Below are 25908 nucleotides of genomic sequence, written 5' to 3'. Positions count from 1 at the left end.
ACCAATAATGGAAATCGCTATTTTTTTCCCGTTCATGGTTACACCCCTTTTCTCTATTTATATAAAAAACACCTCTTATAGTATACAACAAGAAACTCTCTTTTAAAATTAAAACCCCCAATTTTGTCGGTCTTACTCTTCTCCCACACTAGCCGTTCTTGTGTTTGTAGCGTTATAACAACCTCCCTCTTACGTACGCTTTTGCCATAAGGTCGCGCAATTCAGGCAGGGCATTCTAATTGAAACTCATCTCCAGTTTATATATTTTTCTTACAATTTTAATAGAGCATGTTACTTTTTTATTGTTTGTGTAGATTTTATGAATTTTTTAGAAAAAAAGACATAAAAAAAGAGGAGCTTTGTTGCGATTCCCAAGAGTTAGATTTTTAGTCTAACTTTTGGGGATTCGCTCACGCAACTACTCTTTTTCACTCTAAAAATGATGGAAACTTTCAACTGGCATCACAAACACTGTCGCCCCGCCAACTTGGACTTCAATTGGGTAAGGGACATAGGTGTCAACCGTTACGCCGAGTGAGGCAGATGGTGTCATCATTTGTTCGCGCGCCTTGCAATTTTCGCGGATAATATCGAGTGCATCGTCCACACGGTCGTCTTCCACACCGATGATGAACGTCGTATTCCCCGCTTTCAAAAAGCCACCTGTTGTCGCAAGCTTTGTTGCACCAAAATTATCTTTCATCAAAGCATCAGACAGACGATTGCTATCCTGGTCTTGAACAATAGCGAAAATTAATTTCATTTTTTTCATCTCCTTCAAAGAGCTTTTTTTAATTATAGCAAAAATATCCGCCTAGACTCATTTTTTTGCTTTCCTCGCCTAGTGAATACCTCACACGCAGTGTCAGTTTAGCCGTTTTAAAATATGCGCGATAATTTCATCTGTAATCTCTTCTGGCGTGCGATTTGCGTCAATTCGAATGATGCGTTCTGGAAACATCGCGATAATTTCTTCATAGCCTTTTTGAACCTTATCGTGGAAGCTAATATCTTCCTTGTCAAGCCGATTAATTTCGCGCCCGCGACTTGCCGCAATCCGTTCTAACCCTGTCGCCGCATCTACGTCCAAATAAAAAGTCATGTCAGGTAACGTTTCGCCAACTGCGAACAAATTGATACTAAGTACTTCTTGTATACCTATACCACGTCCGGCGCCTTGGTAAGCAAGCGAGCTATCAATAAACCGGTCACAAAGCACCGTTTTTCCCGCCTGAAGTGCTGGTCGAATTTTTTCAACAACATGCTGGCGTCTAGCACCTGCGATAAGAAGCGCCTCCGTCCGCGAATCCATTTCCTCATTCCCAATTCCAAGCACAATTTCCCGAACCTTTTCGGAAATCGGACTGCCGCCCGGCTCACGCGTTTTAATAAAATCAATGCCCGCAAGTCGCATTTTTTCTTCTAATAAACGCATCGTTGTCGTCTTTCCCGAACCGTCCGGCCCTTCAAGCGTAATAAATAACCCCATCGTTTCCTCTCCTTCAAGCAAGTCTCTTTTCGATTATATCATAAATACACTGCAATTTTGCCGTCTTTTAAGTGCTCTCCTCCGTGGAAATGTACGCCAGATGTGGCTTTCAAAAAAGCAATGTGCGCTTCCGTCAGTTTTTCTCCGCGAAGGACGAAAGGAATCCCAGGCGGATACACCGAAATGTTTTCTGCGGCGACGGCATTCACCGCTTCGTCTAATGCCACAAGAACGCTATCCAGTTCGGCCATTTCCGTATAGGATAGTGCCAGCTCTGAAAGTTTTGGCGTGGCAAATTCAATTGGCCTCGTTTCCCCTTTTGGCGCCTTGATTGCCCGCAATTCCCTAGTTGGTGCAAACTGCGTTCCGCTCCGTGTGAGCGGCAAAATCAGCAGCATTTGGCGGTCGTCCGCCAGTTCAGGATAGTAGTCGTGCGCCTCAAAATGCCGTGCAATTTCGTGTCCTGAATACCCGTTTTTCCGAACAACCAGCTTTAACGGATCGTCTGGGAGCAAAACGATGAAGCCTGCATCTTCCAAGTAGTCGACCCATTTGGCGCGCATTTTCCAAAAAGCTTGAAAATCATCGTCCGAATACATAGCCATGAAGCGGCGCGCCAAATCAAGCGAAGCCATCACAAGGTAGGAAGGGCTGCTTGTTTGCACGATTTGGAGGTAGTGGCGAATGCGTGCGAGCCGCGCGGAATCCGAATTAATATGTAGGAAAGCGCCCATTGTCATCGCCGGGAGTGTCTTATGCGCCGACTGCACGACCGCGTCCGCCCCGCATCTAAGCGCATCACGCGGAAAAGCATCACTTGCAGCAAAATGCGCCCCGTGCGCCTCGTCAACCAAAACGAGCGCCCCAAAATGATGAATCACTTGTGCCACACGCGCCAAATCAAACGTCGTACCGTAGTAGCTCGGATACGTCAAAACGGCTGCCACAATGTCCGGATACTCGCGAAACGCCTGTTCAAGTGTCGCCACGTCTACGCCATTTGAAACGCCCGTCAAAACATCTTTTTTTGTGTTTAAAAAAACAGGCCGAGCTCCCGCAAGTTCCAAAGCATGCACGACCGACTTATGCGCATCACGAGTCACTAAAACGCGCTCACCGCGGCGAACTGCAGCAAGTATCATCGCTAAGTTCCCACTGGTGGAGCCGCCAACTAGAAAAAAACTCTTGCTTGCGCCGTACGCCGAACTTAATAACGCTTCCGCTTCCCGAATTGCTCCTTCCGGGTGGTGCAAATCGTCTAATCCGCTTATTTCCGTCAAATCATATTTCAGCATGTCTTGCCATTTAAGTTCAGACAAAATGCCATTTTTATGACCCGGCACGTGAAACGAAAGTGGATTTTGACGTACATGTTCTTCCATTTTTGAAAATAACGGAACCTCTTCCTGACTAGCCATTTCGACGCCTCCTTTTCCAATCATTATTGTAGCATTTTTATAAACAGAATGCTTCTTGTTAAGCGTTTACATAAAAAACATATTATAATAGAGTTTAACAAGACGGGCAAAGGGAAATTTTTAACTGTAGGAAAATTTGGAGGAGGTTTTTTTCATGAAAAAAATTATCAATAGCACGGATCAAGTTGTCGAGCAAATGGTAGAAGGCCTTGTGAAAGCGCATCCAGATTTAATCGAACGTGTTCCAGATACGCGGGTTATCGCGAGAAAGGACAAGCGACCTAACAAAGTCGGCCTTGTGAGTGGCGGCGGTTCGGGCCATGAACCTGCGCATGCGGGTTATGTTGGGCAAGGTATGCTTTCTGCGGCCGTTTGCGGCGATGTTTTCACTTCCCCAACACCTGACCAAATTCATGAAGGCATTAAAGCGGCCGACCAAGGAAAAGGCGTGCTCTTAATTGTTAAAAACTATACGGGCGATGTAATGAATTTTGACATGGCGAAAGAACTTGCCGAAATGGACGATATCGAAGTGGATCAAATTATTATTGACGATGATATTTCTGTAGAAGATAGCACCTTCACGACTGGACGGCGCGGCGTAGCTGGAACCGTGTTCGTGCATAAAATTGTCGGGGCGGCGGCGGAAGCTGGGGCGAGTTTGCAGGAACTAAAAGCGCTTGGTGAAAAAGTGGTGAAAGCGACTAAGACGATTGGCGTAGCCTTGACACCTTGTACAGTTCCAGAGGTTGGGCATCCTGGTTTTGAGCTTTCCGACGATGAAATCGAACTAGGCATTGGCATTCACGGTGAGCCTGGTTTTAGCCGCGAAAAAATTATGTCGTCAAAAGAGCTCGCGAAACAGCTTTTTGACCGCATTAATAAGGAGCATCATTTCATATCGGGAGATAAGGTCGTCGTGCTTGTGAACGGGATGGGCGGAACGCCACTAATGGAACAATACATTTTCACAAACGATGTCCATGAACTTTTAAGCGACGCGCATGTCACGGTTGAAAAAACTTTTGTTGGCGACTACATGACTTCGCTTGAGATGGCGGGGTTATCGCTTACGATTTTAAAACTAGAAGATGAAAAATGGGTGGATATGCTGAATCTGCCTGTCCAAACAATCGCATGGAAATGAGGAGGGCTCACGATGACTTATGATAAAAACTGGGCAATGAATTGGCTAACTGATTTTTCGGACCAAATCATTGGAAATAAGCAACTTTTAAGCGACTTGGACCAGTCAATCGGTGACGGCGACCACGGCATCAATATGGCGCGCGGACTGACAGAACTGAAAAACGCTTTTGCAAAAAAGCCTCCAGAAACTTTAAAAGACGTCTTCAAAACAACCGCGATGACACTACTCAGCAAAGTAGGCGGCGCATCTGGCCCACTGTATGGCTCCGCCTTTCTAAATATTAGCAAAGCCGTTGACGCTGACACCCTCACCGAAGAACAGCTCATAGATGCGCTCGAAGCGGGCTTAGACGGCATTAAAAACCGCGGAAAATCACAAGCTGGGGAGAAAACAATGATTGATGTTTGGGAGCCCGTTATCCGCGTCATGCGACAAGGTGAATTTTCAAATGACGCGATTCAGACGGCCCTAGAAAAAACAAAAGACATGAAAGCCACAAAAGGTCGCGCCTCGTACCTAGGGGAGCGTTCCATTGGGCATCTCGATCCCGGTGCGTATTCGTCCGCCATACTATTTGCATCCCTTTTAAAAAGCGAGGAGGTAACTAAATGAAGAAGCCTTACGGAATTGTGATTATTTCGCACTCGGCCGATGTTGCAAAAGGTGTATTTGATATCGCAAGCCAAGTGGCGCATGACGTTTGCATCACCTATGCTGGCGGAACGGATGACGGCGGTATCGGCACGAGTTTTGATAAAGTAAATGACGCTTTCGAACAAAATGAAGCCGATAAAGTGTACGCGTTTTACGACCTCGGCAGCGCAAAAATGAATATTGAAACGGTCAGCGAACTTTCAGACAAAGAAATCATTTTATTTGATGCTCCCCTTTTGGAAGGCGTCTATGCTACGGCCGCACAAATCCAAATTGACGAAAAGCCAGACGTCATTTCTAAAAACTTAAAATCGATTGAAATGAAATAAGGCGAGGAGGAGATAACATGACCAAGTCGTTTTCTGACCAAATCCAGCTAAATAATGGCGTTTTAATGCCCAAGCACGGGTTTGGTGTTTACAAGATTACCGACGAATTTGAATTGCGGAACTCCCTCGAAGCCGCGGCGAAGGCCGATTACCGCCTTTTTGATACTGCGGCTTTCTACCAAAATGAGCAGTTTATGGGTGATTTCTTTCATTCTTCGGGGTTAAAAAGGGAGGATTTCTTTGTTACGACGAAAGTGTGGAACACCGATCAGGGCTACGATGAGACGCTGAAAGCTTTTGAAGCGTCCCGGAAAAAGTTGCGGCTCGACCAAATCGATTTATATTTAGTGCACTGGCCCAAACAAGAAACCTTTTTCGAAACTTGGAAGGCGCTTGAAAAGCTCTATGATGAAGGTTTTGTTCGCGCAATCGGCGTTTCTAATTTTGAGGCGCACCATCTTGACCGCCTCCTCACCAAAGCCAATGTTCTGCCGGCTGTCGACCAACTCGAAACCCACCCTTACTTCCCGAATAAGTTGCTGCATCATTACTTAGATGAGTTACATATTGCGCATCAGGCCTTCAGCCCGCTCGGAAGAGGCCAAGTTTTAAAAGACGGCGAGCTTAAAAAAATTGGCAAGCGGTACAATAAGACGCCCGCCCAAGTCGTCTTACGTTGGCACCTTCAAAATGACAACGCCATCATTCCAAAGTCCGAACACCCTAATCGAATTCGCGAGAACGCGGACATTTATGACTTTGCTTTAACCCGTGAAGAAATGATTATTATTAACAAATTAAACCGCGGCGAACGTGTGAGTAGCGCGCCCGATGTTGTTTATGTCCGCACGGAAAAGCCGTTTGGGCTATGATCGTACCCCTGAAGATTATATGAAAAAAATCGAGAAACCCTTCCTAACACTGGAAATGTTTCTCGATTTTTTACACTAAAACTTGTTTTGTCAATCCGCTTGTATTCTAATTTCTTTGCGTTTTCCGGAATCTACAATAAAGTTTTCGTCTCGAAGGATTTCTAAAATTTTTCTCATGGTGACGTAACTAATCCCTAAGTAGTTCGTTAATATGGTTAAAGTAAACTGTTTTGGCAAAACCACACTAAGCTCACTTGAGCCGCCAAACTCTTTGGCTAAATCGGTTAACATCTGTTTGCTGCGTTCGTACGGCTTTGCCTGAAAGTTACTATAATTTCTCATCAGCACTTGGTTTAAGTCCTTGTTAATTAGATAGCAATACAGCCACCCTTCTTGGAGTCCCATTAATAATTCAAGAACCTCTACTTTTGGAAATTCGATTAATTCCACTTTTCCAATGTTTAAAGTCACAAGTTCCGAGTCTTCACTAAATAAAATAGATTCAAGGCCTATAAAACGATTTTCTCCGCGAAAGTATAACAAATTCCCGTCTTTTCGTGCCGCCACAATGCCACTTAAAATAAAGTAAACTTTTGTATTCTCTGTTTTTGAAAGCAAAACTCGGCTTCGATCAATACGGATTTTTTTCATAGATCCTTGTAAGTTTGACGTTAACAATTCTTTTAATTGCAGTTCATTAAAGTAATCATACACTTCTTTTTTTGTGTATAACCCCATCATCAACTCATGCATTTATTTCACTCCTTTTTTTGCTTCCCCCCTTAAACTCTCCTAGTTTAAATGATTTTATAGACGAATCATACACCTAAATTTCACAAATACAGGCACATTATTGAACTTTTTGTGACAATTGGGTTTAAACTTGTATTATTTTACATATTTTTTAAATGAAAAAAGGCTGCAGATTTTATTCATCTACAACCTTTAAGCATACTTTATTTTTTCCCGCTGACGCCACGATGTCTTGCCTCTTTAAAGAGGTAAAAATATTTGGCGCCCGCCTTTTTTGCTTCATATTCTAAACGCTCATTATAGTTGAAACTTTTGCGCAAGATAACTTTTTGTTTATGCCATTCTTCTTGCGTCGCTTCAATTAAATCCATCAAATACGCATCATATTCTTTGTGCAGTTTCCCCATTTTCTTTCTTTTTTTTCTACCGTGCTGAACGCTTCTTGATTCCATATTCGTCACCTCAAATTTCGTTAAACTTCTCGGCGTCCCTCTAATGCTTTTGATAACGTGACTTCATCAGCATATTCTAAATCGCCACCAACAGGAAGACCGTGCGCAATCCGCGTCACTTTAATGCCACTTGGTTTAACAAGCCGTGATATGTACATCGCGGTTGCTTCCCCTTCGACATTTGGATTTGTCGCTAAAATAAGCTCCGTCACTTCTTCGTTTTGTAGGCGCTTCAGGAGGTCAGGAATGTTGATATCTTCAGGGCCAACTCCGTCCATAGGCGAAATTGTTCCGTGTAAGACGTGATACTGGCCATGGTAGTCGCGCATTTTTTCCATTGCAATGACATCACGTGGCTCTTCCACGACGCAAATCACGCTTTTATCCCGAGAGTGATCTTTACAAATATAGCACGGATCGGTGTCCGTAATATGCCCACAAACCGAGCAAAAACTCAGGTTTCGTTTGGCGTCAACGAGTGCTTTGGCAAAGCCGAGCACGTCATCTTCTTTCATATCTAGCACGTAAAAAGCAAGGCGTGCAGCCGATTTTGGCCCAATGCCTGGTAATTTCATGAAACTATCAATTAGCTTCGTTATCGGCTCAGGATAATGCATCTTCATCGCTCACTTTCAAAAAAGCAGGCAGAACGTCAAACATTCTGCCGCCTAATCTCTTATAATCCAGGAATATTCATTCCTTGTGTGAATTTGCCCATTTTTTGAGCAGTCGTATCTTCCACTTGTTTCAGCGCATCATTTGTCGCCGCTAATACAAGGTCTTGTAGCATTTCCACGTCTTCTGGATCCACCACTTCTTCTTTAATGACAATATCTAGCACTTGGCGTTTGCCGCTCATTTTGACAGCGACCATTTCCCCACCAGCCGTGCCAGTGAATTCCATTTCTTCTAATTCCGCTTGAGCTTTCGCCATATCCTTTTGCATTTTTTGCATTTGTTTCATCATACCTTGCATATTTCCCATTCCACGCATAAAAAATTCTCCTCTTCATCATTTAATTTTTATTCTTTTATTTCGAGTAAATCTGCTCCTACGAGTTTTTCCGCTTCTTCGACGAATGAATTAGTGTCCGCCACCGCAGGTTTTGGAAGTTCCTCGCCTGACTCATGTTCCTCGGAAGGAGTATGAGTTTTCAAGAAGTTTTCACGCACTTCAAACCATTGAATTTCAGGTATCCCAATGAAACTATAATTGACTTGCGTTAATTTTGAAATGCTCGTTTCAATCGTTTCAACAAAAGATTGATTGTCCATCGCCATTTGACAATGAATTTCATGCTTAAATTTTAACACAAAAGTGTCTTCTGACGCAGCAACTGGCTCAGCATCATTTAAAAGTGCCGCTTGGGACGCCATAAGCATCGACAAAAGCTCACCCCAGCAACCGCGAATCAATTGTAAATCTTTCTTTTTCGCGACATCGAGCACATGATTAATTTTCCCAACTGGTGCCTTAAAACTTTTCGAATTGTTAATCGCTGCTTTTTTAGGTCGGGCAACTTTCTCCGCGTTTGTGGTATCCGCACGAACCCCATTTTCTAGCAGCTTTTTCACATCGGCTAGCTCCCGCTTCAATTCCCGCACTTCATTTTGTAAGGCAGAAACATCGGCGCCAGACTCCCCTTGCACAATCGGATTCCCGCCCCGTAATTGGGTCAGCTCCACTACGGCAACTTCCACATAAATTCCCGGGTGGTTCGAAAACCGCATTTGCGTGGTCGTCTTATTTAAAAGCTCCACGCCCTTATAAATTTGGCTTGCATTCGCCGCTTTCGCTAACTCCTGAAAAGCCTCATCTGGAACGGCGCGTTCAAGCGTCTCCTCCAAATTTGGCGCCTTCTGATAAAGTAAAATGTCACGGAAGAAAACAAGTAAGTCTTCCACCAATCGAACGGGGTCTTTGCCCTCTGAAAGCAAGCCCGAAAGGCGTTCCATCGCCAGACTCGCATCTTGGTTTAAAATCGCCGCAACTAAATCGGTCAATAAATTTTGCGCCACCGAACCGGTAATTTCAAGCGCATCCGAAACGCTGACCTCGTCTGAACCATAGGAAATGACTTGGTCGAGCAAACTAAGTGCGTCGCGCATGCCTCCCTCGGCAGCTCGTGCGATAATCATTAGCGCCTTTTCATCAAAAGCAATCTTTTCCTCGTTTAAAATGAAAGCCATGCGCTGAACGATGTCTTGCGTAGTAATTCGCTTAAAGTCGAAGCGCTGTACCCGAGAAATAATCGTCAGCGGCAACTTATGCGGCTCTGTCGTTGCAAGTATAAAAATGACATGCTTCGGCGGCTCTTCAAGCGTTTTGAGGAGCGCGTTAAAAGCGCCGGTTGATAACATGTGCACTTCATCAATAATATATACTTTATATTTGGAAACAGTTGGCGCGTATTTCACTTTCTCACGAATATCGCGAATTTCCTCCACGCCGTTATTGCTGGCAGCATCAATTTCCAGAACGTCTGGATTTGATCCATCTGTAATCCCTTTGCAAATATCACATTCATTACATGGCTCACCATCTGTGCTATTTTCGCAATTGATTGCTTTCGCAAAAATCTTCGCTGCACTTGTTTTCCCAGTTCCCCGAGGTCCACTAAATAAGTAAGCATGTGATGTTTTGTTTTGAGTGATTGCGTTTTGAAGTGTTTTAGTGACATGACTTTGCCCGACAACATCATCAAACGACTGCGGCCGAAAAACACGATATAATGCCTGATATGCCATCCTTCACTCTCCTCTAAACCTTAGTAGTTTTATTATAGCTTACTTCGGACTATTTTGTTAAGAGTAAACTTCTCCCTTTCACCTAAAAAGGCGTCCAAACGGCTGGACACCTTCCAAGTTTTTTATTCAGCATTCGGTGCGGCATTTTGTTTCTTTGCTTTACTTTCGTTAATAACCGAAAGTTCAATTGCTTTTAATAAGTTTTTCGCACGTTTCCTTCTAAAAATCCCAAACAAGAAACCAACGATCATATTATTTAGCTTTTGCACAGTACCTTCCGCCTCAATTTTCTCATGATATGAAGCTTCACATGTGCCTTCGCTTGTCGCTTTAATGGCATACGTTGTAATATGCGTATTCACACGGCTCTTTGTTTCAAATACGTATTGCTCATACGGCTTCACTTCCGTAATTGCAATCGTGGCACGAGCACCATTTGACATATCTCGTTGGTAAGAGAACCCTTCCAACTGGCGCATTTGCTTACTTTTTCCAGTTGATTGTTTTATATCATAAATAACAGATTTTATAATGGCATCAAAACATTCTTTTTGCGAAATATATAATTTTTGCGAGATATTCATTTCTTATCTCCTCCTTGTCCATCATTCTTTTTCCCTTTTTTCACTTTTATGAAGACAAGAACGACCCCAATTAAAACAATGACCAAGCCAGTAACCATAAACGGCACATTCGCTGCCCCGTTTTTCCCATAAGAAGGGCTTAACATAATGATCAAAAGCCCAATACTCATGATAAATAAACCATTAGCAATTTTCATATCTTAACCCACAGTCACTTGGAAATAAAGCACAGCGCCAATTTCCGTTGCCTTTATAGTATCTTTTGCAATACGTGCTGCTTTTTCTTCATCTTCTAAATTTGTTTCAAAGCTAAGTTTCATACCCACTTCGCTCACCTTTTTAAAAGTCACACCATCTTCATTATAATTTTCAAGCAACTCCGTCACGTAATCGCGTTTCATTGGACAATTTACAATAATCATTTTGAAAACCTCCTCAAGTAATATTTTAACGTTAAGCGTTTCACGTTGCAATAAGAAACCTTAACTAAATTTGTTTTTCGGCGCGTTTTACAACGCATAATAATCTGGCTGGGCAATTCAGACCTCCCAGCCAGAAATAATTTATGCTTTCATCTCTTCTTCTGGAACTCCCACGCGGTTTGCGGTAAGAACAAACGGCACCCAGATGAGGAACGCAACAATCATGTTAATTAATGAAATGATTGGAGCAACCCAATCTCCACCTGTCGCAATAAATGAGTTAAATAGCGGCGGCATTACCCACGGAACTGCCGCTTTTACAGGACCAACAATTCCTAATGTTGTTGCAAAATAAGCAATTGTCACCATAATCATTGGAGCAATAACAAATGGAATTAAGTAGATTGTATTTAAAACTATCGGCAAACCAAACATAATTGGTTCATTAATATTAAAAATACCAGGGCCGAGTGATAGTTTTGCTACTGTACGAGAATCCGCACGTTTCGAGAACATAAGAAGAGCGATGATAAGTACGATTGTACCACCAGAACCACCCATCCATACGTAAGCATCAAAGGAACCACGAACCCAATCAAACGGTAGCGCCACTTTTTCTTGAGCTGCTGTAATATTTTGAAGTTGAGCTGTTCCCCACAGTGACTCTAGAACTGGCGCAAGTACGTTTGGTCCATGAATACCGAAGAACCATAATAATTGAACTAAGAATGTTACGAGTAAAACTGCACCATAGCCTTGTGAAAGATTAAGTAGTGGTTCTTGAATTGTTTGAGAAATCCAAGAAATAACATCCATATTTGTAATTTTGAAGAATGCCCAATCAATAATTGCCACAACATAAAGTGCAACAAGTGCTGGAATAATCGCAGCAAACGCTTTACTTACAGCTGGCGGAACTGAATCTGGCATTTTAATCGTAATTTTACGACGCATTAATTTAGCGTAGATAATCGTTGAAATAAAACCAAAAATCATGGCAGTAAATAGACCCGTTCCATTTACTTGCCCCATATTAAAGAATCCATAAATACCTGTAAACTCTTTTGGTAAGCTATTAATATCAAAATCAGCATTAGCGGCAGTAATTGCAGCTTTAACAGCATCTAAGCTAATTGTTACTGTTAAGTTCATAACAAATGCTGCTAAGGAAACTAATCCACCAGCTAGGCGATCTACCTCATAAACTTTTGAGATATTATAACCTAACGAGAATGCAAAAATAATCGACACAATTGCTAGTGTACCATTATAAACATAACCATTAACCCCTATTAGTGGTTGCATGGCTTCAACAAAGCCTGTCCATCCCCATTCAGTTGGAAAATCCCTAAAAAACACATTTAAAAGTACTGCAATCGACCCCGCCATCGTAATTGGCATTGTCGAAATAAACGCATCACGTAACGCAACTAAGTGCTTTTGCGAACCAATTTTGGCTGCAACTGGAACAAAATATTTCTCTAAAAATGCTGTTAATCCGTTCATCTTAATCCTCCCTTTAGTACAAAAATGATTCGCCTATTAACAAAATAATGTGCTAACCTTTTAACCTAACTCCCTCTGAATCTATTTTGATTATTAGACGACCTCCAACTCAAGCCTTGCGAAATTCGGGAGTCCTCCTCTCTGTTTCATGATAAGGCTTTCATGGATACACTAATTTATATAGCAATTTATGTGCCAACTTTTTTGTATGCAAAACGAACTAAAAAACCTCAAAATAGACACTTTCTTTTATTTACACACATTTTTAAGAAGCGTGTAAACCAAGAAACCGCTTACACGCAATTGCGTGATTTTTCACAAAAAGACCTCCTTTTTATTTATGAATTCCTTATTTCGTGCTATACTAAATCTATAAAAACGAGGTGATGAACGTGGCTCTTAAATCTGATATGCCCGAAGAAAGCCGTAACAGTAAAGTCATCAAGCGCGGTGATTATTCGATTATTTTTCCAGATGATTTAAAGGAATTACCGAAGTTGAAGCGTGACGAAGATAAAAAAGAGACTGAAAAAGACAAGTCTAATTAAAAAACCTCAAAAGTTAGAATAAAATCTAACTTTTGAGGTTTTTTAATTAGTCTACATTTTTTTCATCTTCAATTGAAAATATTACCATGTTTTTCGCATCATCAACACGGACTTTTACGTTTTTGTTCAGTTTCTCTTTAAATAGCGCGGTGATATCTAAAAAGTCGTCATAGCTCGAAATGTCGCTTTTTTCATAGCCTTGCAAAATGGTTGGTTTGATTCGGGTAACAAATTTATCGGACGATGTTTCTTCCGGGTCATACTTGTAGATTTCTTTCCCGTTTTTATCATGAAAAGAATAAACGGCGTACATATCGTCTTTCGTCCGGTATACATCTTCTTGCGTGACATACGCGTTATCCGCAATACTGTAATCGAGCTTTCCCGCGTAGTTTTTATCAAGTGAAGGTTCGTTTAGCTCGTACTGTTTATACGCGATGCGGAATAAGTATTCAAGATTGTAGTAGCTATTTACGCGAAAATATAAATGCTTATCCTCTTTCTTTTTATCCACGCCAATGTCCGTTGAAGAAATCGGGAAAACCTCATATAACTTTCCGTTTATTTCATAGGCTACATCATATTTATCAAGCACTTCTTGCCTTTGAAAGACACCAAAAATAATACTTAGAATGGCTAAAACGGCCACAATAACAGCTAAAATACTTAAAATGATAATGTTCTTTCGTTTTTTGATGTGTTGCATACTTTTCATCCTTCTTTATCTAGTTACGTCATACTAATATTGTAACAGTTTTACATTGCTTTTTCACTTTTTTATTTAAAAAAAGGAGTTGCGAAACTTTAATGACGTCGTGTTACAATGAATATAAAAAATAAGCGAGGAATTCCAATGAATACGAAATTTGTAATAGAAAATGGGCTACGCTGTGCAATTATACATCATGACAAGGTTATCATATCGAGCGTCGAGACCGCTCTCGATGTAATTATGACTGTGCAATACGAAAATGACTGCACACGAATTGCTTTAAATAAAGAGGCATTTGATGAGCGTTTCTTTGATTTGCGAAGCGGACTTGCTGGTGAGGTACTTCAAAAGTTTGTCACTTATCAGACGAAGCTTGCAATTGTGGGCGATTTCTCGGTTTATCGTAGCAAGGCACTGCAAGATTTTATGCGCGAAAGCAATGCGGGGGATGCAATTTTCTTTGCTCAAAATGAGGCGGAAGCTTTGGAGAAGCTGTGCGGAGATGCAATTTGAACATGAAAAAACCCTCTTTTATACAAAAGAGAGTTCGTATTTAAAATTTAACGCCGTGCACCCAAGTTCGACATACAACCACCTGCGTTACGTCAGTCGTTAGCTCAGACCAGGCAACCTTGCGGCACATAAAAGGCACTGCTTAATGCTGCTTCCTTCCGGACCTGACATGGTTCACAGGCTTCCATTGCGCAAGACCCAATCGTCAACACCACTTGCTGGCGGCAGACCAGACAGGTATAGGCCTCAATTTGGGAATTCAACCCCGCTAGAGCGGATTGCGGGTTACAGGGCGCCGCTATCTCCCCGTCTAGCACGGCAAATTTGCTACCAAAATGAATGAACCCTGATTTAAAAGGCTCAAACATTAGTTTATCTTTTTTAGTTAAAAAGTGCAAGTAAAATCGCGCGTTCTAGTAAAAATCAACCTTGCGACTGATAAATTTAGGCACGCTAAAATCGCCAAGGAAAACCAAAAGATAATCTGGCTTGCTTTTGCAAGCCAGATTATCTTAAAAATCATACTAAATAGATGCTTACGAGTGTCGCGATAAGCGTTCCGAGTAGACAAATGCCGACTAGAACGAGGGCGATCCATACAATTTTTTTGTTCATCGTAAAAACCCCTTTTTTCTTTATTACTGAACTATTCCCCTGAAATTTTATTTTGTAACATTTTTTTGCCAATCAATTAGTTGTTTGTTGATTCCGGTTAGTTGTACGGTCGCTAGTTCGAAGATTTTATGGAGTTCTGCATATGCTTTTGCGCGCTCCACATTCGGCCTGTAAACGGCTTTTATAGCTGGCTTTTTGGGTAACGTAAAACTAGCCCGCCTGCCAAGGGATTTCATTGCGAGTAGCGCGGCGCCGAGGCTTGAACCCTCGATTGTGTGGGTTACGCGTACTTCGCGATTTAAAATGTCCGCGAGCAAGCTGCACCAAAACGTGTGCGCGGCGATACCGCCTGAAACATACACCACATCCCCTTTTTCCCCCATAGAGGAATAAACGCTCGCCAAATTTAGCGCAATGCCTTCGATGGCTGCGCGGAGGAATTCAGGCGGCGTGTGGTTGATGGTGATGCCCAAAAAGGCCGCGCGAATATCACTTGTCCAGTAAGGTGCGCGTTCCCCGAGCAAATACGGCAGAAACAAAAGTCCATTAGACCCTAGTGGCACTTCGGCTGCGTTTTGCATAAGCTTCACGTAATCACGATTTTCACGCACATCTTGGGGCGCAAACTGCTCCATCGCCCATTCGATGGCCTTGCCGCCGTTATTCACGGCGCCACCTTGAATGAAAAGGCCGTCTGTTAGGCGGTAACAAAACGTGCGGCTTCTGCCGTCTGTTTGGAAGGTCGTGGTCGTTTTGCGGACGGCGCCGCTTGTACCTACTGTTACGGTAACATCATTCGGAGCTGTCGCTTGGAGGCCTAAATTTGCAAGGGCTCCGTCGCTTGCGCCGACGACAAAAACGGTGCCCGGGGCAATGCCCATTTCGCTTGCGAGTTCGGTGCTGAGGCCGCTCAGTTGGTGCAGTTCGGAGACAACGGTCGGGAGTTTGTTTTGCGAGAGCTGCGCGATTTCAAGCGCCGATTTTTCATAGCAGCCGGCTTTCGTGTTGTAGAGCCCGGAAGCGGACGCGAGCGACGCATCAATTAGCCATTTGCCGAACATTTTGTATAAAACATAGCTCTTAATTCCGCACGTCATGTGCATGGCCGCCATTTTTTCGGGTGCCGTTTCGGAAAGCCATATCAATTTTGCGAACGGACTCATTGGGTGAATCGGCGTGCCAGTTTTTTCGTAAATGCCTTCGAGATAGTAATGGCGTTTGGCCGTTTCAAGCGCCGCACTGCTACGGCTGTCCGCCCAAGTGATGCAATTTGTGAGCGGCGAACCGGTTTTGTCGACCAAAATCAAACTGTGCATCGCCGCACTGAATGAGATGGCAGCAAGTTCATTTTGCCCAATCCGACTCGCCGACATGACCATCCAAATGGCCTTTTTGACGGCCTCAAAGATTTCATCGGGGTTTTGCTCGGCCTTGCCCGAAACGTCGGTCGCCAAATTGTAATGCACTGCATAGCGCGTCACTTGGCTCCCGTTTTCATCAAAAAGAACCGCCTTTGTACTTGTCGTGCCAATATCAACGCCCATAAAAAACTCGCTCATTTTATCCCTCTTTTACAACTGAATTGGTCGGTCCAGCTCGTACAAACGTTTGTAGCGCGGCGCAGAAGCCATCAGTTCGGCATGTGTGCCTTGCATTAAAATATCGCCGTCTTCTAGGAAAAGCACCGAATTCATTTTCTCGGCGCCAACCAAATGGTGCGTTACCCAAAGTACGGATTTTCCTTCTAGCGTTTCAAAAATCGTTTGCAACAAATCGCGTTCCGTTATTGGGTCGAGGCCAACTGTTGGCTCGTCAAGAATGACGATGGGCGTATTTTGGAGCAAAATTCGAGCAAGCGCAATTCGCTGGCGTTCACCGCCTGAAAAGCGGGCGCCCATTTCGGACATCTGCGTCTTGTAGCCGTTTGGCATACTCATAATAAAATCGTGCATTTGCACTTTTTTAGCCGCCTCATAAACCTCTTCATCTGTTGCATTTTGATTGCCAAGACGAATGTTGTTGAAAACCGTTGTGCTAAAAAGGTGCGCTTTTTGATTGAGCATCGCCACAACTTCTGGGATTTGTGGTCCGAGGTCGGCTGGGCTTGCGCCATTCATTGTGACTGCACCAGCATTTGGCACGAGCGCGCCTTGAATTAGTTTTAGGAAAGTTGATTTTCCTGTGCCACTTCGGCCGATAATCGCCACTTTTTCGCCTTGTCGCAGTTCAAAATTAAAGTTTTTCAGCACAAAAGGGCTTTTTTCATTGTATTGAAACGAAAGATTTTCTGCCCGTAGCGTTACGTCCACCGTTTCGATTTGCGCTTTTTGCTCGATTTCCGCGTCGAAGTCAGGTAGCGTCGTGTCTTCGATTTTATCCAGCCGCAGAAGCGAATCTTGATACAGCGACTTGTCGCTTACGGCGCTCGATACGGGCACAAAAGCCTCACCAAGCGACATGATAGCGAGCGTAAACGCGGCAATTAGCGTGCCTGAAATGGCTCCATCGCTCACTTCATTTGTGCTCCAGTAGACCATCAAAATGACCATCACACCAACAATTAGCTGGCTAAAAAAGTCGCGCCAATTGACGAAATGAAATTGCTTCGTCTCCACTTTCAAAAGTGCCGCTTCGTCCTTTTCATACCCCTCAATTAAACGCTTCTCGCGTCCGCTAAACATCCAGTCGCTAAGACCAAAAACCGCATCTGTAAACTGGCTGTATAGCCGATTTCGCCCTTGCTTTAAATAGGCATTTTTCCCGCGCGCATACAAAATGGAAACGCCAGGTAGTACGAACACAAGCAAACCAATTAAAACTAAAATTAAAATCGCAAACGGAATCGAAAAGTAGCCGAGCGCAATGACAACGCCAGCATATAAAAACAAACTAATGACAGCCGGAAGCATCGTCGTCAAATAGAAATTTTGAATGTGTTCAATATCATCTGCGAGCATGCCTAATATATCACCCGTCCGGTAGCGGGATTTAAGAAGTAGCGCCTGAGGTTCTAAAAGTCGATACAATCTGACGCGCATTTTTTCCAAAATCCGAAGCACTAACGAATGGCTGTTTAGCCGTTCGACATATTTGGAAACTGAGCGTAAAATTCCGAAAGCCCGCACGCCAACGCTTGCAACGTACACGGCCATAATCGATTCCGGCATGAGCGACGATTTCGAGATAAGGTGCCCAGACGTGAACATGAGCGCTGCCCCCGCCGAAAATGTTAGCACGCCGAGGAAAATAACGACTAAAAAGAAGCCAAAATTCTGCTTAATATAAGGGCCAATCCAACTGTTTTTTAGCATTAAATCTCCTCCAATTGGGCTTTAATTAGGTCATAGTAGAACCCTTTTTTTGAAACAAGTTCAGCGTGCGTCCCCGTTTCAACAATCGCCCCTTTGTCTAAAACGATAATTTGATCCATTTCGAGCATCCAGTGCAGGCGATGCGTTGCAAAAAAGACGAGCCGATTTTCGAACAAATCAAGCATCGGCTGTTTCAACTCATACTCCGTTTCGATATCCAGATGCGCAGTGGGCTCATCCATGAGCACGATTTGCCGGTCAGATAAAAACGCGCGCGCTAGCGCAATTCGCTGTTCCTGACCGCCACTTAGCGTTCGCCCAGCTTCCCCAACAACCGTTTCATATCCCTCATCTAAATCTTCAATGAACGCGTTTAGTCCAGCCGCTTTTGCCGCTGATTTCACCGCATCATCTGCTGATTCTGGATGATAAAATTTGATGTTGCCAGCAATTGTGTCGTGGAACAAATACGGGTGCTGCGGAATATACGTCACTTGTTTCTGCCACGCATAATTGTGTAGCTTAACCGCGGTGCCATCAATTTGGATTTCGCCAGTTGTTGGTGCTAGAAAGCCGCTTAAAACGTCGATCATTGTAGATTTCCCAGCGCCAGTTGCTCCGATAATGCCAATTTTTTGCAAACCAGAAACGCCAAAATCAGCTTGGGCTAGCGATTCCTGATGCCCGTCCGCATAATTAACCGTGACGCCTGCTAAATTCAGCACAGAATCATTTGTGTACGCAGGCGCAGCCGTTCCTGCATTTTTTTCTTGCTGTGCTTTTCCTTCATCAATAATGGCTTGAATAACGCGCCCCGCCTCTTGTCCGTCGAGCGTTGCATGATAATCGGACCCTAGCTCACGGACGGGTAGGAAGTATTCGGGTGCTAAAACTAAAATTGTGAGTGCTGGGCCTAGTAAGATTAAGCCGTCAATTAAGCCGAGCCCTAAGAATAGCGCCACGACAGCGATAGAGAGCATTGTGAAGAAATCGAGTGCAAACGAAGATAAGAAGGCTACGCGTAGTGTCCTCATCGTTGCTTTTCGGTAGCTTGAGCTTGTGTCCGCAATGCTTCTTTCGTGACTATGGCTTAAGCCTAAATACTTCAAGGTTTCAAGCCCTTTTAGCGAGTCAACAAAGTGGTTGGATAAAATCCGGTACGACTCAAATTGCGAGTCGGCTTGTTTCTTTGCTGCAAGACCTAAGATTATTAGGAATAAAATTAAAACAGGGAATGTAATGGCCAAAATTAAAGCGGACTTGCCGTCTTGTGTCAGCACATAAATCCAAATCATCACAGGAATAATCGCCATGTTGATAAACTTCGGCAAGAACAGCTCAATAAAACGCCTGAAGTCCTGTACGCCTTCCATGACCATCGTAACGACTTTTCCTGTTCCTTCTTCGCGCGTAAAACGCGGACCGAGGACGAATAAATTTTCAAGCAATTCTTCGCGCATCTTTTTCCCTGTATCAGAGGCGAACTTATAAACAATCGCTTTTTTCCATACATTTAAAAAATGGCGTACAAAAAGTGCTCCCGCGAAGAAAGCCATTTGTAACGCCACAGTAGACAAGGATGCACCATTAAAGAGCTTTGTAATCGCGCCTGACAGCATGCTTGCCATGACGATAATTGCCGCGCCTTGAACTATAGTCAACGCGGCAAGAATCGCAAGTATTTTTTTTATACCTTTATATTTAAAAATGTCTCTTCCCATTAATACGTCATTTTCTCCTTACTCGAAACGCGTTTACGGAAAACGTAGTAACTCCAAATTTGATAGCCGAGTACAAACGGTAATAGTGTTACCGATACAATGGTCATAACTGTTAAGGAGTAATGTCCCGAAGCTGCGTTATGAATGGTTAAGTCAAATGCAGAGTCAATTGAGCTAATCATAACACGAGGGAATAGCCCTACGAAAATGGTTGCAACTGTTAATGCTAAACCTAAGCCGCCAAATGTAAATGCAAATCCATCGCGATTTTTCCATAGGAAGAATGCGCATAGTAAGTACATCACTACTACGATACCAATTAAAGTTGGCACGAGAATTGGACGGGCTTGGAAAATATCTGTGTAAAAGAATGCTAGAACTACAAACACTACTAAAACAGGCACGGTGATGAACCAAACGCGTTTAGCCATGCGACGTGCGCGGTCTTGAATATCATCTTCCGTACGAAGCGTGATAAACATTAAGCCATGAAGTAGGCAAAGCATTGTAACGGTTAAGCCTCCCCAAACGGAGAAGACCGTAATGTAATCAAAGAATCCTGCATACATATCCATTTCGCTATTAATTGGCATACCTTGTACAAGACTTGAAAATAGGACACCTAGCAAGAACGGCGGTAAAATACTACCGAAAAAGATAACCCAATCCCAAAACTGACGCCAAGCGGCAGAATCTTTTTGACCACGGAATTCAAATGAAACACCGCGACCGATTAAAGCAAGCAAGAACACAACGAGCGGAATGTAGTAACCGCTGAACATCGTTGCATACCAGTTTGGAAATGCGGCAAAAATGGCACCGCCAGCTGTAAGTAGCCACACTTCATTGGCATCCCAAAACGGACCAATTGTGTTCACTAACACGCGGCGCTCCAAATCATTGCGCGCCATGAAACGTGTAGACATCCCTACACCAAAGTCAAATCCTTCTAGGAAGAAGAAACCGACAAATAATACTGCGACAAGTAAAAACCATAACTCATTCAGTGACAATTTTGTCGCCCCCTTTATCAAATGGATCAACAGAAGTAGTCTCTACTTTATTTTCACCATAAGGTCCTTTTTTGATTTCGCGAATAAATAAATAGACGAGCACGATTAACAGTAACGCGTAAATCGTTGAAAACGCGATTATCGAGAACAGTAGCGAGCCTGCCGATACGTTCGGCGACACGGCATCTGCCGTTTGTTGGTAACCAAATACTACCCACGGTTGCCGTCCAATTTCTGTCATAATCCAACCCATTGAGTTGGCGATGAATGGGAATAAAATCATTGGTACCATTAAACGTAAATACCATTTTGTGTTCTCAAGATTTTTACGCCAAGCAAGCACCGCACCAATTAGTGCTGTTAAAATCATTACCATGCCGGCTAATACCATGATACGGAAACTCCAGAATGAAGTTCGTACTGGCGGAATATAATCTCCCGGGCCATATTGTTCCTCGTATTGTTTTTGAAGCGAGTTCATGCCTTCTACGGAACCACTAAAGGTCGAATAAGACAAGAAGCTTAGCGCATACGGGATTTCAATTGACCACGTATTTTTTTTGTTATCAACATCGATGCCGGCAATCATCGTCCAAGGTGCTGGGTCGGCAGTATCCTCCCATATACCTTCAGTTGCCGCCATTTTCATCGGCTGCGTTTTAACCAAATATTGGGCTTGTGAGTGTCCGCTGAAAGCTGTTCCAAAACCGCCAATAACTGCGATTACGAGTGCAATTTGGAAAGAGCGCTTGAAGAAAGCCACATCTTGCTTTTTAAGCATTTTGTATGCACTGACACCTGCAACGAAAAACGCACCTGTTGCGAAAGCACCGAAAATAACGTGCGGAAACTCAACTAGTAGCTGGCCGTTTGTAATAAGCGCCCAGAAATCGTTCATTTCGGCACGACCATTTTTAAATTCAAAGCCGACTGGGTGTTGCATAAATGAGTTGGCTGCTAGAATCCAAAAACTTGAAAGAATCGTTCCAATTGATACGAGCCAAATACACGCTAAATGTAATTTTTTGCTGAGGCGATCCCAACCAAAAATCCATAAACCGATAAATGTTGACTCCATGAAGAATGCAAGTAAGGCTTCAATAGCTAGTGGTGCTCCGAAAACGTCCCCTACAAAACGGGAGTAGTCGGACCAGTTCATTCCGAATTGGAATTCCTGAATAATACCAGTTACGACACCGACTGCAAAGTTAATGAGGAATAAATGTCCCCAAAACTTTGTCATTCTTTTATAAACTTCTTTCCCTTTCACTACGTATAGCGTTTGCATGAGCGCAACCATAAAGACTAAGCCAATGGATAGCGGCACAAATAAAAAGTGAAAGATTGTTGTTGATGCGAACTGAAAACGGGCTAAAAACAATGTATCCACCCTTTTTCCCTCCTTTTTCTGCGTTTTAATTCTTTTTACGTTCTCCCTTAACCGAGTTTGTGAAAAACAATCTAAACAAGCCCCATTAGTTGTTATTTCATTCACAAAGATATGTAAAATAAAAAAATTCGTCATTTCTCTTTTTCGGCTAAAGCAGAGTTTTCTAAATTAGAATAAGTTCTATATACAGTATATTTTATCCTATTTCGGCTTAAATTCATTTAGTTCTTTAGTAGTCTTTTTTTTATTTTTCATTTTAATAAGAAATCAGCTTGTAAAGTATTGAACTCACTGTACCTTTGTTTTTGTTATTTTATTCACAAAAAGTTTCAAACAGACATTTTAGTCTAAATTGGTAGAAAAGAACTACTAGACTAACTCGGTTTCTCGGTTTTCTTGCGCTTTCTTAATTCCCGAAAAAAGTCCGTTAAAAGGGCGCCTGTTTCTTCTTCCAAAAGGCCGCTTTCTACTTCACAGACATGATTAAAGCGCTCATCTTGCAAGAGATTCATTAAAGTTCCAGCCGTTCCCGCTTTCGGATCTTTGGCGCCGTAATATACTTTCGCAATTCGGGAAAGCAAAATGGCACCACTACACATTGGGCACGGTTCAAGCGTTACAAATAATTCGGCACCGGCGAGTCGCCAAGATTTTTGATTATGGCAAGCGTCTTGAATGGCCATCATTTCGGCGTGCGTCACAGCGTTTTGACTGGATTCTCGCAAATTATGCCCACGACCGATGATTTTTCCGTCTAGCACGACTACTGCTCCAATTGGGACTTCGCCAATTGCACCTGCCTTTTTCGCTTCATTGATCGCTTCGTGCATAAACCCGTTTTTATCCAAAACCGCACCTTCTTTCTAGTTTTAGTGAAAATGACCCCGGCGATGGCCAGAGTCATTTTCGCGTTCTATTTTATATCTGACGTCGAAACCTTATAATCTACTTTCGCAGGATTCGGGATTTTGAAATCTTCGCTTGGTTCATAGAAGCGCAACAAGTCACGTTGCATGATGTCGTCGGAAATCCGCAGCGCTGTTTCGGCGTAATGTTTTCTTTCCGTCACACGACTATTTTCTTCATTTGTTAGCTCTTCAACTGGTTCGCCTGTCTGCGTCAGGTAAACGGTGGAACCGATTTGAGCGAACTCGGAAGTAATCACATCGCCATTCCGGAATACAACTGTATCAGTTGGCTTATCGGAAAGCAGGCTATTTCCAAGTTGCAAGTATTTCGAGCCGTCGATGCCAAGTAAATGCTGAACAGTTGGTTGCACATCAATTTGCCCCGCTTGCGTTGTAATTTCTTTCCCCTTGATGCCAGGCGCGTGGATGATAAACGGCACGCGTTGCAACTGCGCTTTATCAAACTCGGTTAGTTCTTCTTTTCCAAGAAGCGGTGCAAGCGTATCTAGGCGTGATTTCGAAATACCGTAGTGGTCGCCGTAAAGAACGAAAATCGTATTTTCATACAAGCCTTCTTTCTTCAAAGCGTCGAAAAATTCCTTAATCGCCTCGTCTGCATAATGCGCTGTTGAAAAATAATTATTAATTGTTTCATCTTTGGTTCCAGGATTCGCGAATTCCACGTCTTCTTCAAAAACAGGATACGGGAAATGGTTGGAAACCGTAATGAATTTTGTTTGGAATGGCTGTGGCAATTGCTTCAGCATTTCCATGGACTGCTCATAAAACGGCTTGTCTTTTAGACCGTAGTCCGTTGAGTTCGCCTTGGTCAAATCATAGTAGCTAGAATCAAAGAAATAATCATAGCCAAAACGCTTGTAGGCATTATTGCGGTTCCAAAACGAGCCAATGTTCCCGTGAAACGCTGCCGACGTGTAACCTTGTTCATTCTTCAAAATTGCCGGCCCCGCCTGAAATTCATTCGTGCCGCCGTAAGTCGAAAATGCTGACCCTTGCGGAAGTCCAAATAGCGAATTCTCAATAAGGTTTTCCGCATCACTAGATTTTCCTTGCCCCGTTTGATGGTAGAAGTTGCTAAAACTAAACGAGTTTTCACTATTATAAAGTTGATTTAAGAACGGTGTTACCTCTTCGCCGTCCAATTTGTAATTGATCAAAAATTGTTGAATGCTTTCTAAATGCAAGTAGACCACATTCCGTTTTTTCGCAACCCCAAAGTACTCATTGTCTGTACTCGTGCGGTTCGTATTCACAAAGTTCTCCGCCTCAGCCGTGTCCGAGCTTTCCGCTTGAACGCGCTTCTGCTGCGTTTTCATGTGCTTCACGCCGTCATAAGCCGTAAACGTGTTGACGCCCAAATATTTGACTAGATAACGCTGATCAAATGTCCGCGTAAGCAGTTGCGGGCGGTCAATCTCCGCCAGCGTAATATTTAAAAGAAGCATTCCTAGGCCTAAAACAACAGGAATAAGTTGAAACTTAAAAGCACGACGCTTTTCCGCATATGGCTTCCCGTATTTTATTAGCGCAAACGTAATGAATGCAAAATCGAGCCAATAAAGAATATCATGCCATTTTAGTAGGGCGAATGCGCTCCCGTTAAGGCCTTCCGAAACATTTCCAACATTCGTCATCAAATTAACCGACAAGAAGTCGCTAAACTCGCGGTAATAAAGCACGTTCGCATAAAGTAGCATGGAAAGTGCAAAATAAACAATAATGGCAATCGTTGTCCGAAGCTTTCGATTTGGAATCAAAAAGACTAAACTAAATATAATGAGTGCCATCGCAATTGGATTAATCAGTAATAAGAAAATTTGAAATGCGCCTTCAACGCCTAAATTAAATTCCATAAAATAAACAATTTCCGTCTTTAGCCAAAACAGAAAAACAGTTAGTAACAGTAATCGATTTGAAAGTAAATTCTTCATCGTCATCTCCTCATAAAAAAATTCGAGTTATGTTCATGCTATCATGTTTTATGAGGCATGTAAAATAGAAACTGGTCAATCAATATTTAAAAACCCGTACTTCGCTAATACTTTTTGCCCTGCATCAGACGCCATATAATCTAAAAACTTCGCCACCTGATCTGGCTCGTCAGCATCTTTCAACACGCCCGAATAATAGCCAATTTGTGAATGCAAATCGTCCGGCACAGCCTGCAAAACTTTTACATCTTTACTGATTAAAGCATCCGTTTTATAAACGAAACCCGCTTGCGCGTTGCCAGATGCGACGTAAGCAAGCGTTTGGCGAACGTCAGATGCGAGGACAAGTTCCTCTTTCAGTGCATCGTAAACGCCTAGATTTTCCATCGTTTCCTCTGCATATTTCCCAGCAGGAACAGATTCCGGATTACCGATTGCGATTTTATCAAAAGTTGGCAACAATTTCGCGATATCTTTCGTATTCGTTTCCACCGCATTTTTGCTCGGCACAATTAAAACGAGTGTATTTTTGGCAAACTGTTGTTTATCGGTTGTTTGCGCCTTTAAATCATCCATATCTTTTTCGCTCGCAAGTAACACGCCATCAATTGGTGCCCCGTTTTTTACGCGCTCTTTGATTTGGCCAGATCCAGCAAAATCAAACGTTAGCTTTACATTTTTATGCGCCTTCTCATAATCCGTTTTCACATCTTCCATCACATCTTTTAAGCTGGCCGCAACGGAAATGTGCAGTTCAATTGGCTTTTCGCTAGCCGTTCCAGCTTGGTTGCTGCAGCCTGCAAGCACGAATAAGACCGCGAAAAACAAAATGCTTACTTTTTTCATCA

At 43.0% G+C, this 25908-nt stretch carries 27 protein-coding genes and 1 other RNA gene; 6 read left to right on the top strand and 22 right to left on the bottom strand.

All coding sequences use genetic code 11. The features are described 5' to 3' along the window. Window positions 1-433: 433 nt before the first annotated feature. From BN1609_RS09110 to BN1609_RS09100, 3 genes are all read right to left on the bottom strand, one after another. Entirely contained in the window at window positions 434-763 is a 330-nt protein-coding gene (locus tag BN1609_RS09110) for a cyclic-di-AMP receptor (protein WP_088810179.1), read from the bottom strand. Window positions 764-865: 102 nt separating this feature from the next. Continuing rightward, window positions 866-1489 (bottom strand): dTMP kinase, encoded by a 624-nt coding sequence (tmk, locus tag BN1609_RS09105; RefSeq protein WP_088815978.1) that lies wholly within the window; start codon window positions 1487-1489, stop codon window positions 866-868. 38 nt (window positions 1490-1527) lie between these two features. Beyond that, entirely contained in the window at window positions 1528-2907 is a 1380-nt protein-coding gene (locus tag BN1609_RS09100) for an aminotransferase class I/II-fold pyridoxal phosphate-dependent enzyme (RefSeq protein WP_088840776.1), read from the bottom strand. 154 nt (window positions 2908-3061) lie between these two features. Here BN1609_RS09100 and dhaK point away from each other — a divergent pair, with 154 nt between their 5' ends. Genes dhaK through BN1609_RS09080 form a run of 4 tightly spaced genes read left to right on the top strand, consistent with a single transcriptional unit; the run spans window position 3062 to window position 5912 of the window. Continuing rightward, entirely contained in the window at window positions 3062-4054 is a 993-nt protein-coding gene (dhaK, locus tag BN1609_RS09095) for a dihydroxyacetone kinase subunit DhaK (RefSeq protein ID WP_088815979.1), read from the top strand. Between the two features lie 12 nt (window positions 4055-4066). Then, window positions 4067-4669: a dihydroxyacetone kinase subunit DhaL gene (gene dhaL / locus BN1609_RS09090; RefSeq protein WP_088810175.1), complete on the top strand. Its 603-nt coding sequence runs from the start codon at window positions 4067-4069 to the stop codon at window positions 4667-4669. Next, window positions 4666-5040: a dihydroxyacetone kinase phosphoryl donor subunit DhaM gene (dhaM, locus tag BN1609_RS09085; RefSeq protein ID WP_088810174.1), complete on the top strand. Its 375-nt coding sequence runs from the start codon at window positions 4666-4668 to the stop codon at window positions 5038-5040. Before dhaL ends, dhaM begins: the two co-directional genes overlap by 4 nt. Window positions 5041-5057: 17 nt before the next feature. After that, window positions 5058-5912 (top strand): aldo/keto reductase, encoded by an 855-nt coding sequence (locus BN1609_RS09080; RefSeq protein WP_088825749.1) that lies wholly within the window; start codon window positions 5058-5060, stop codon window positions 5910-5912. 90 nt (window positions 5913-6002) lie between these two features. On the opposite strand, the gene BN1609_RS09075 is transcribed toward BN1609_RS09080, so the two are convergent. The 9 genes from BN1609_RS09075 to BN1609_RS09035 form a co-directional block, all read right to left on the bottom strand. Next, window positions 6003-6665 carry a Crp/Fnr family transcriptional regulator gene (locus BN1609_RS09075; protein WP_088810172.1) on the bottom strand — a complete coding sequence of 221 codons (663 nt, stop codon included), beginning with the start codon at window positions 6663-6665 and terminating at the stop codon, window positions 6003-6005. Between the two features lie 203 nt (window positions 6666-6868). Continuing rightward, window positions 6869-7117, bottom strand: coding sequence for a YaaL family protein (locus BN1609_RS09070; protein ID WP_088810171.1), 249 nt, complete (start codon window positions 7115-7117; stop codon window positions 6869-6871). 20 nt (window positions 7118-7137) lie between these two features. Then, window positions 7138-7734, bottom strand: coding sequence for a recombination mediator RecR (gene recR / locus BN1609_RS09065; protein WP_088810170.1), 597 nt, complete (start codon window positions 7732-7734; stop codon window positions 7138-7140). A gap of 59 nt (window positions 7735-7793) precedes the next feature. Further along, the gene (locus BN1609_RS09060) at window positions 7794-8111 is read right to left on the bottom strand and encodes a YbaB/EbfC family nucleoid-associated protein (protein WP_088810169.1); all 318 of its coding nucleotides are present in this window, start codon (window positions 8109-8111) and stop codon (window positions 7794-7796) included. A gap of 29 nt (window positions 8112-8140) precedes the next feature. Further along, complete coding sequence (gene dnaX, locus BN1609_RS09055; protein ID WP_088810168.1) at window positions 8141-9865, bottom strand: DNA polymerase III subunit gamma/tau; 1725 nt, start codon at window positions 9863-9865, stop codon at window positions 8141-8143. 122 nt (window positions 9866-9987) lie between these two features. After that, on the bottom strand, window positions 9988-10449 hold the full coding sequence (locus BN1609_RS09050; RefSeq protein WP_088810167.1) for a DUF3284 domain-containing protein: 462 nt from the start codon (window positions 10447-10449) through the stop codon (window positions 9988-9990). After that, entirely contained in the window at window positions 10446-10646 is a 201-nt protein-coding gene (locus BN1609_RS09045; RefSeq protein WP_088810166.1) for a DUF3188 domain-containing protein, read from the bottom strand. Before BN1609_RS09045 ends, BN1609_RS09050 begins: the two co-directional genes overlap by 4 nt. 3 nt (window positions 10647-10649) lie before the next feature. Then, window positions 10650-10871: a hypothetical protein gene (locus BN1609_RS09040; RefSeq protein WP_007472962.1), complete on the bottom strand. Its 222-nt coding sequence runs from the start codon at window positions 10869-10871 to the stop codon at window positions 10650-10652. Between the two features lie 141 nt (window positions 10872-11012). Beyond that, window positions 11013-12377 (bottom strand): PTS sugar transporter subunit IIC, encoded by a 1365-nt coding sequence (locus BN1609_RS09035; RefSeq protein ID WP_088825750.1) that lies wholly within the window; start codon window positions 12375-12377, stop codon window positions 11013-11015. A 392-nt stretch (window positions 12378-12769) separates the two neighbouring features. Here BN1609_RS09035 and BN1609_RS13990 point away from each other — a divergent pair, with 392 nt between their 5' ends. Further along, a complete protein-coding gene (locus tag BN1609_RS13990) occupies window positions 12770-12925 on the top strand; it encodes a hypothetical protein (RefSeq protein ID WP_162859624.1) in 156 nt (51 codons plus the stop codon). Between the two features lie 46 nt (window positions 12926-12971). On the opposite strand, the gene BN1609_RS09025 is transcribed toward BN1609_RS13990, so the two are convergent. Next, the gene (locus BN1609_RS09025; protein ID WP_088810163.1) at window positions 12972-13631 is read right to left on the bottom strand and encodes a hypothetical protein; all 660 of its coding nucleotides are present in this window, start codon (window positions 13629-13631) and stop codon (window positions 12972-12974) included. 147 nt (window positions 13632-13778) lie between these two features. On the opposite strand from BN1609_RS09025, the gene BN1609_RS09020 reads away from it, so the two are divergent. Further along, window positions 13779-14150 carry a DUF4180 domain-containing protein gene (locus BN1609_RS09020; RefSeq protein WP_088825777.1) on the top strand — a complete coding sequence of 124 codons (372 nt, stop codon included), beginning with the start codon at window positions 13779-13781 and terminating at the stop codon, window positions 14148-14150. Between the two features lie 53 nt (window positions 14151-14203). Here the strand turns inward: BN1609_RS09020 and ffs are convergent. From ffs to modA, 9 genes are all read right to left on the bottom strand, one after another. Then, window positions 14204-14469: signal recognition particle sRNA large type (gene ffs / locus BN1609_RS09015), an RNA gene on the bottom strand. Between the two features lie 343 nt (window positions 14470-14812). Next, window positions 14813-16324: a gluconokinase gene (locus tag BN1609_RS09010; RefSeq protein ID WP_088840775.1), complete on the bottom strand. Its 1512-nt coding sequence runs from the start codon at window positions 16322-16324 to the stop codon at window positions 14813-14815. A 12-nt stretch (window positions 16325-16336) separates the two neighbouring features. Continuing rightward, complete coding sequence (cydC, locus tag BN1609_RS09005; RefSeq protein ID WP_088840774.1) at window positions 16337-18076, bottom strand: thiol reductant ABC exporter subunit CydC; 1740 nt, start codon at window positions 18074-18076, stop codon at window positions 16337-16339. Next, window positions 18076-19797: a thiol reductant ABC exporter subunit CydD gene (cydD, locus tag BN1609_RS09000; RefSeq protein ID WP_088840773.1), complete on the bottom strand. Its 1722-nt coding sequence runs from the start codon at window positions 19795-19797 to the stop codon at window positions 18076-18078. Before cydD ends, cydC begins: the two co-directional genes overlap by 1 nt. After that, entirely contained in the window at window positions 19797-20810 is a 1014-nt protein-coding gene (cydB, locus tag BN1609_RS08995) for a cytochrome d ubiquinol oxidase subunit II (RefSeq protein WP_088810159.1), read from the bottom strand. The genes cydD and cydB overlap by 1 nt, the downstream gene beginning before the upstream one ends. Beyond that, entirely contained in the window at window positions 20797-22200 is a 1404-nt protein-coding gene (locus BN1609_RS08990) for a cytochrome ubiquinol oxidase subunit I (protein ID WP_088810158.1), read from the bottom strand. Before BN1609_RS08990 ends, cydB begins: the two co-directional genes overlap by 14 nt. A gap of 374 nt (window positions 22201-22574) precedes the next feature. Further along, window positions 22575-23048, bottom strand: a complete 474-nt coding sequence (tadA, locus tag BN1609_RS08985; protein ID WP_088810157.1) for a tRNA adenosine(34) deaminase TadA — start codon at window positions 23046-23048, stop codon at window positions 22575-22577. 65 nt (window positions 23049-23113) lie between these two features. Continuing rightward, window positions 23114-25060 (bottom strand): LTA synthase family protein, encoded by a 1947-nt coding sequence (locus BN1609_RS08980; RefSeq protein WP_088810156.1) that lies wholly within the window; start codon window positions 25058-25060, stop codon window positions 23114-23116. 75 nt (window positions 25061-25135) lie between these two features. Then, entirely contained in the window at window positions 25136-25906 is a 771-nt protein-coding gene (modA, locus tag BN1609_RS08975; RefSeq protein ID WP_088810155.1) for a molybdate ABC transporter substrate-binding protein, read from the bottom strand. Window positions 25907-25908 lie beyond the last annotated feature (2 nt).

The organism is Listeria sp. ILCC797 (genome assembly GCF_900186185.1).
GTDB lineage: Bacteria > Bacillota > Bacilli > Lactobacillales > Listeriaceae > Listeria > Listeria goaensis.
This window is presented reverse-complemented; position numbering and strand designations above follow the sequence as displayed.

Bases quoted from the DNA above. Each gene is read 5' to 3' on its own strand.
- cydD (WP_088840773.1), bottom strand. From the start codon at position 19,797: ATGGGAAGAGACATTTTTAAATATAAAGGTATAAAAAAAATACTTGCG.
- dhaL (WP_088810175.1), top strand. From the start codon at position 4,067: ATGACTTATGATAAAAACTGGGCAATGAATTGGCTAACTGATTTTTCG.
- cydC (WP_088840774.1), bottom strand. From the start codon at position 18,076: ATGCTAAAAAACAGTTGGATTGGCCCTTATATTAAGCAGAATTTTGGC.
- dhaM (WP_088810174.1), top strand. From the start codon at position 4,666: ATGAAGAAGCCTTACGGAATTGTGATTATTTCGCACTCGGCCGATGTT.
- BN1609_RS09020 (WP_088825777.1), top strand. From the start codon at position 13,779: ATGAATACGAAATTTGTAATAGAAAATGGGCTACGCTGTGCAATTATA.
- BN1609_RS09035 (WP_088825750.1), bottom strand. From the start codon at position 12,377: ATGAACGGATTAACAGCATTTTTAGAGAAATATTTTGTTCCAGTTGCA.
- BN1609_RS09080 (WP_088825749.1), top strand. From the start codon at position 5,058: ATGACCAAGTCGTTTTCTGACCAAATCCAGCTAAATAATGGCGTTTTA.
- BN1609_RS09010 (WP_088840775.1), bottom strand. From the start codon at position 16,324: ATGAGCGAGTTTTTTATGGGCGTTGATATTGGCACGACAAGTACAAAG.
- BN1609_RS09110 (WP_088810179.1), bottom strand. From the start codon at position 763: ATGAAATTAATTTTCGCTATTGTTCAAGACCAGGATAGCAATCGTCTG.
- BN1609_RS08980 (WP_088810156.1), bottom strand. From the start codon at position 25,060: ATGAAGAATTTACTTTCAAATCGATTACTGTTACTAACTGTTTTTCTG.
- BN1609_RS09025 (WP_088810163.1), bottom strand. From the start codon at position 13,631: ATGCAACACATCAAAAAACGAAAGAACATTATCATTTTAAGTATTTTA.
- modA (WP_088810155.1), bottom strand. From the start codon at position 25,906: ATGAAAAAAGTAAGCATTTTGTTTTTCGCGGTCTTATTCGTGCTTGCA.
- BN1609_RS09045 (WP_088810166.1), bottom strand. From the start codon at position 10,646: ATGAAAATTGCTAATGGTTTATTTATCATGAGTATTGGGCTTTTGATC.
- BN1609_RS09040 (WP_007472962.1), bottom strand. From the start codon at position 10,871: ATGATTATTGTAAATTGTCCAATGAAACGCGATTACGTGACGGAGTTG.
- BN1609_RS09050 (WP_088810167.1), bottom strand. From the start codon at position 10,449: ATGAATATCTCGCAAAAATTATATATTTCGCAAAAAGAATGTTTTGAT.
- BN1609_RS09075 (WP_088810172.1), bottom strand. From the start codon at position 6,665: ATGCATGAGTTGATGATGGGGTTATACACAAAAAAAGAAGTGTATGAT.
- dnaX (WP_088810168.1), bottom strand. From the start codon at position 9,865: ATGGCATATCAGGCATTATATCGTGTTTTTCGGCCGCAGTCGTTTGAT.
- recR (WP_088810170.1), bottom strand. From the start codon at position 7,734: ATGCATTATCCTGAGCCGATAACGAAGCTAATTGATAGTTTCATGAAA.
- BN1609_RS09070 (WP_088810171.1), bottom strand. From the start codon at position 7,117: ATGGAATCAAGAAGCGTTCAGCACGGTAGAAAAAAAAGAAAGAAAATG.
- tmk (WP_088815978.1), bottom strand. From the start codon at position 1,489: ATGGGGTTATTTATTACGCTTGAAGGGCCGGACGGTTCGGGAAAGACG.
- BN1609_RS09100 (WP_088840776.1), bottom strand. From the start codon at position 2,907: ATGGCTAGTCAGGAAGAGGTTCCGTTATTTTCAAAAATGGAAGAACAT.
- dhaK (WP_088815979.1), top strand. From the start codon at position 3,062: ATGAAAAAAATTATCAATAGCACGGATCAAGTTGTCGAGCAAATGGTA.
- BN1609_RS09060 (WP_088810169.1), bottom strand. From the start codon at position 8,111: ATGCGTGGAATGGGAAATATGCAAGGTATGATGAAACAAATGCAAAAA.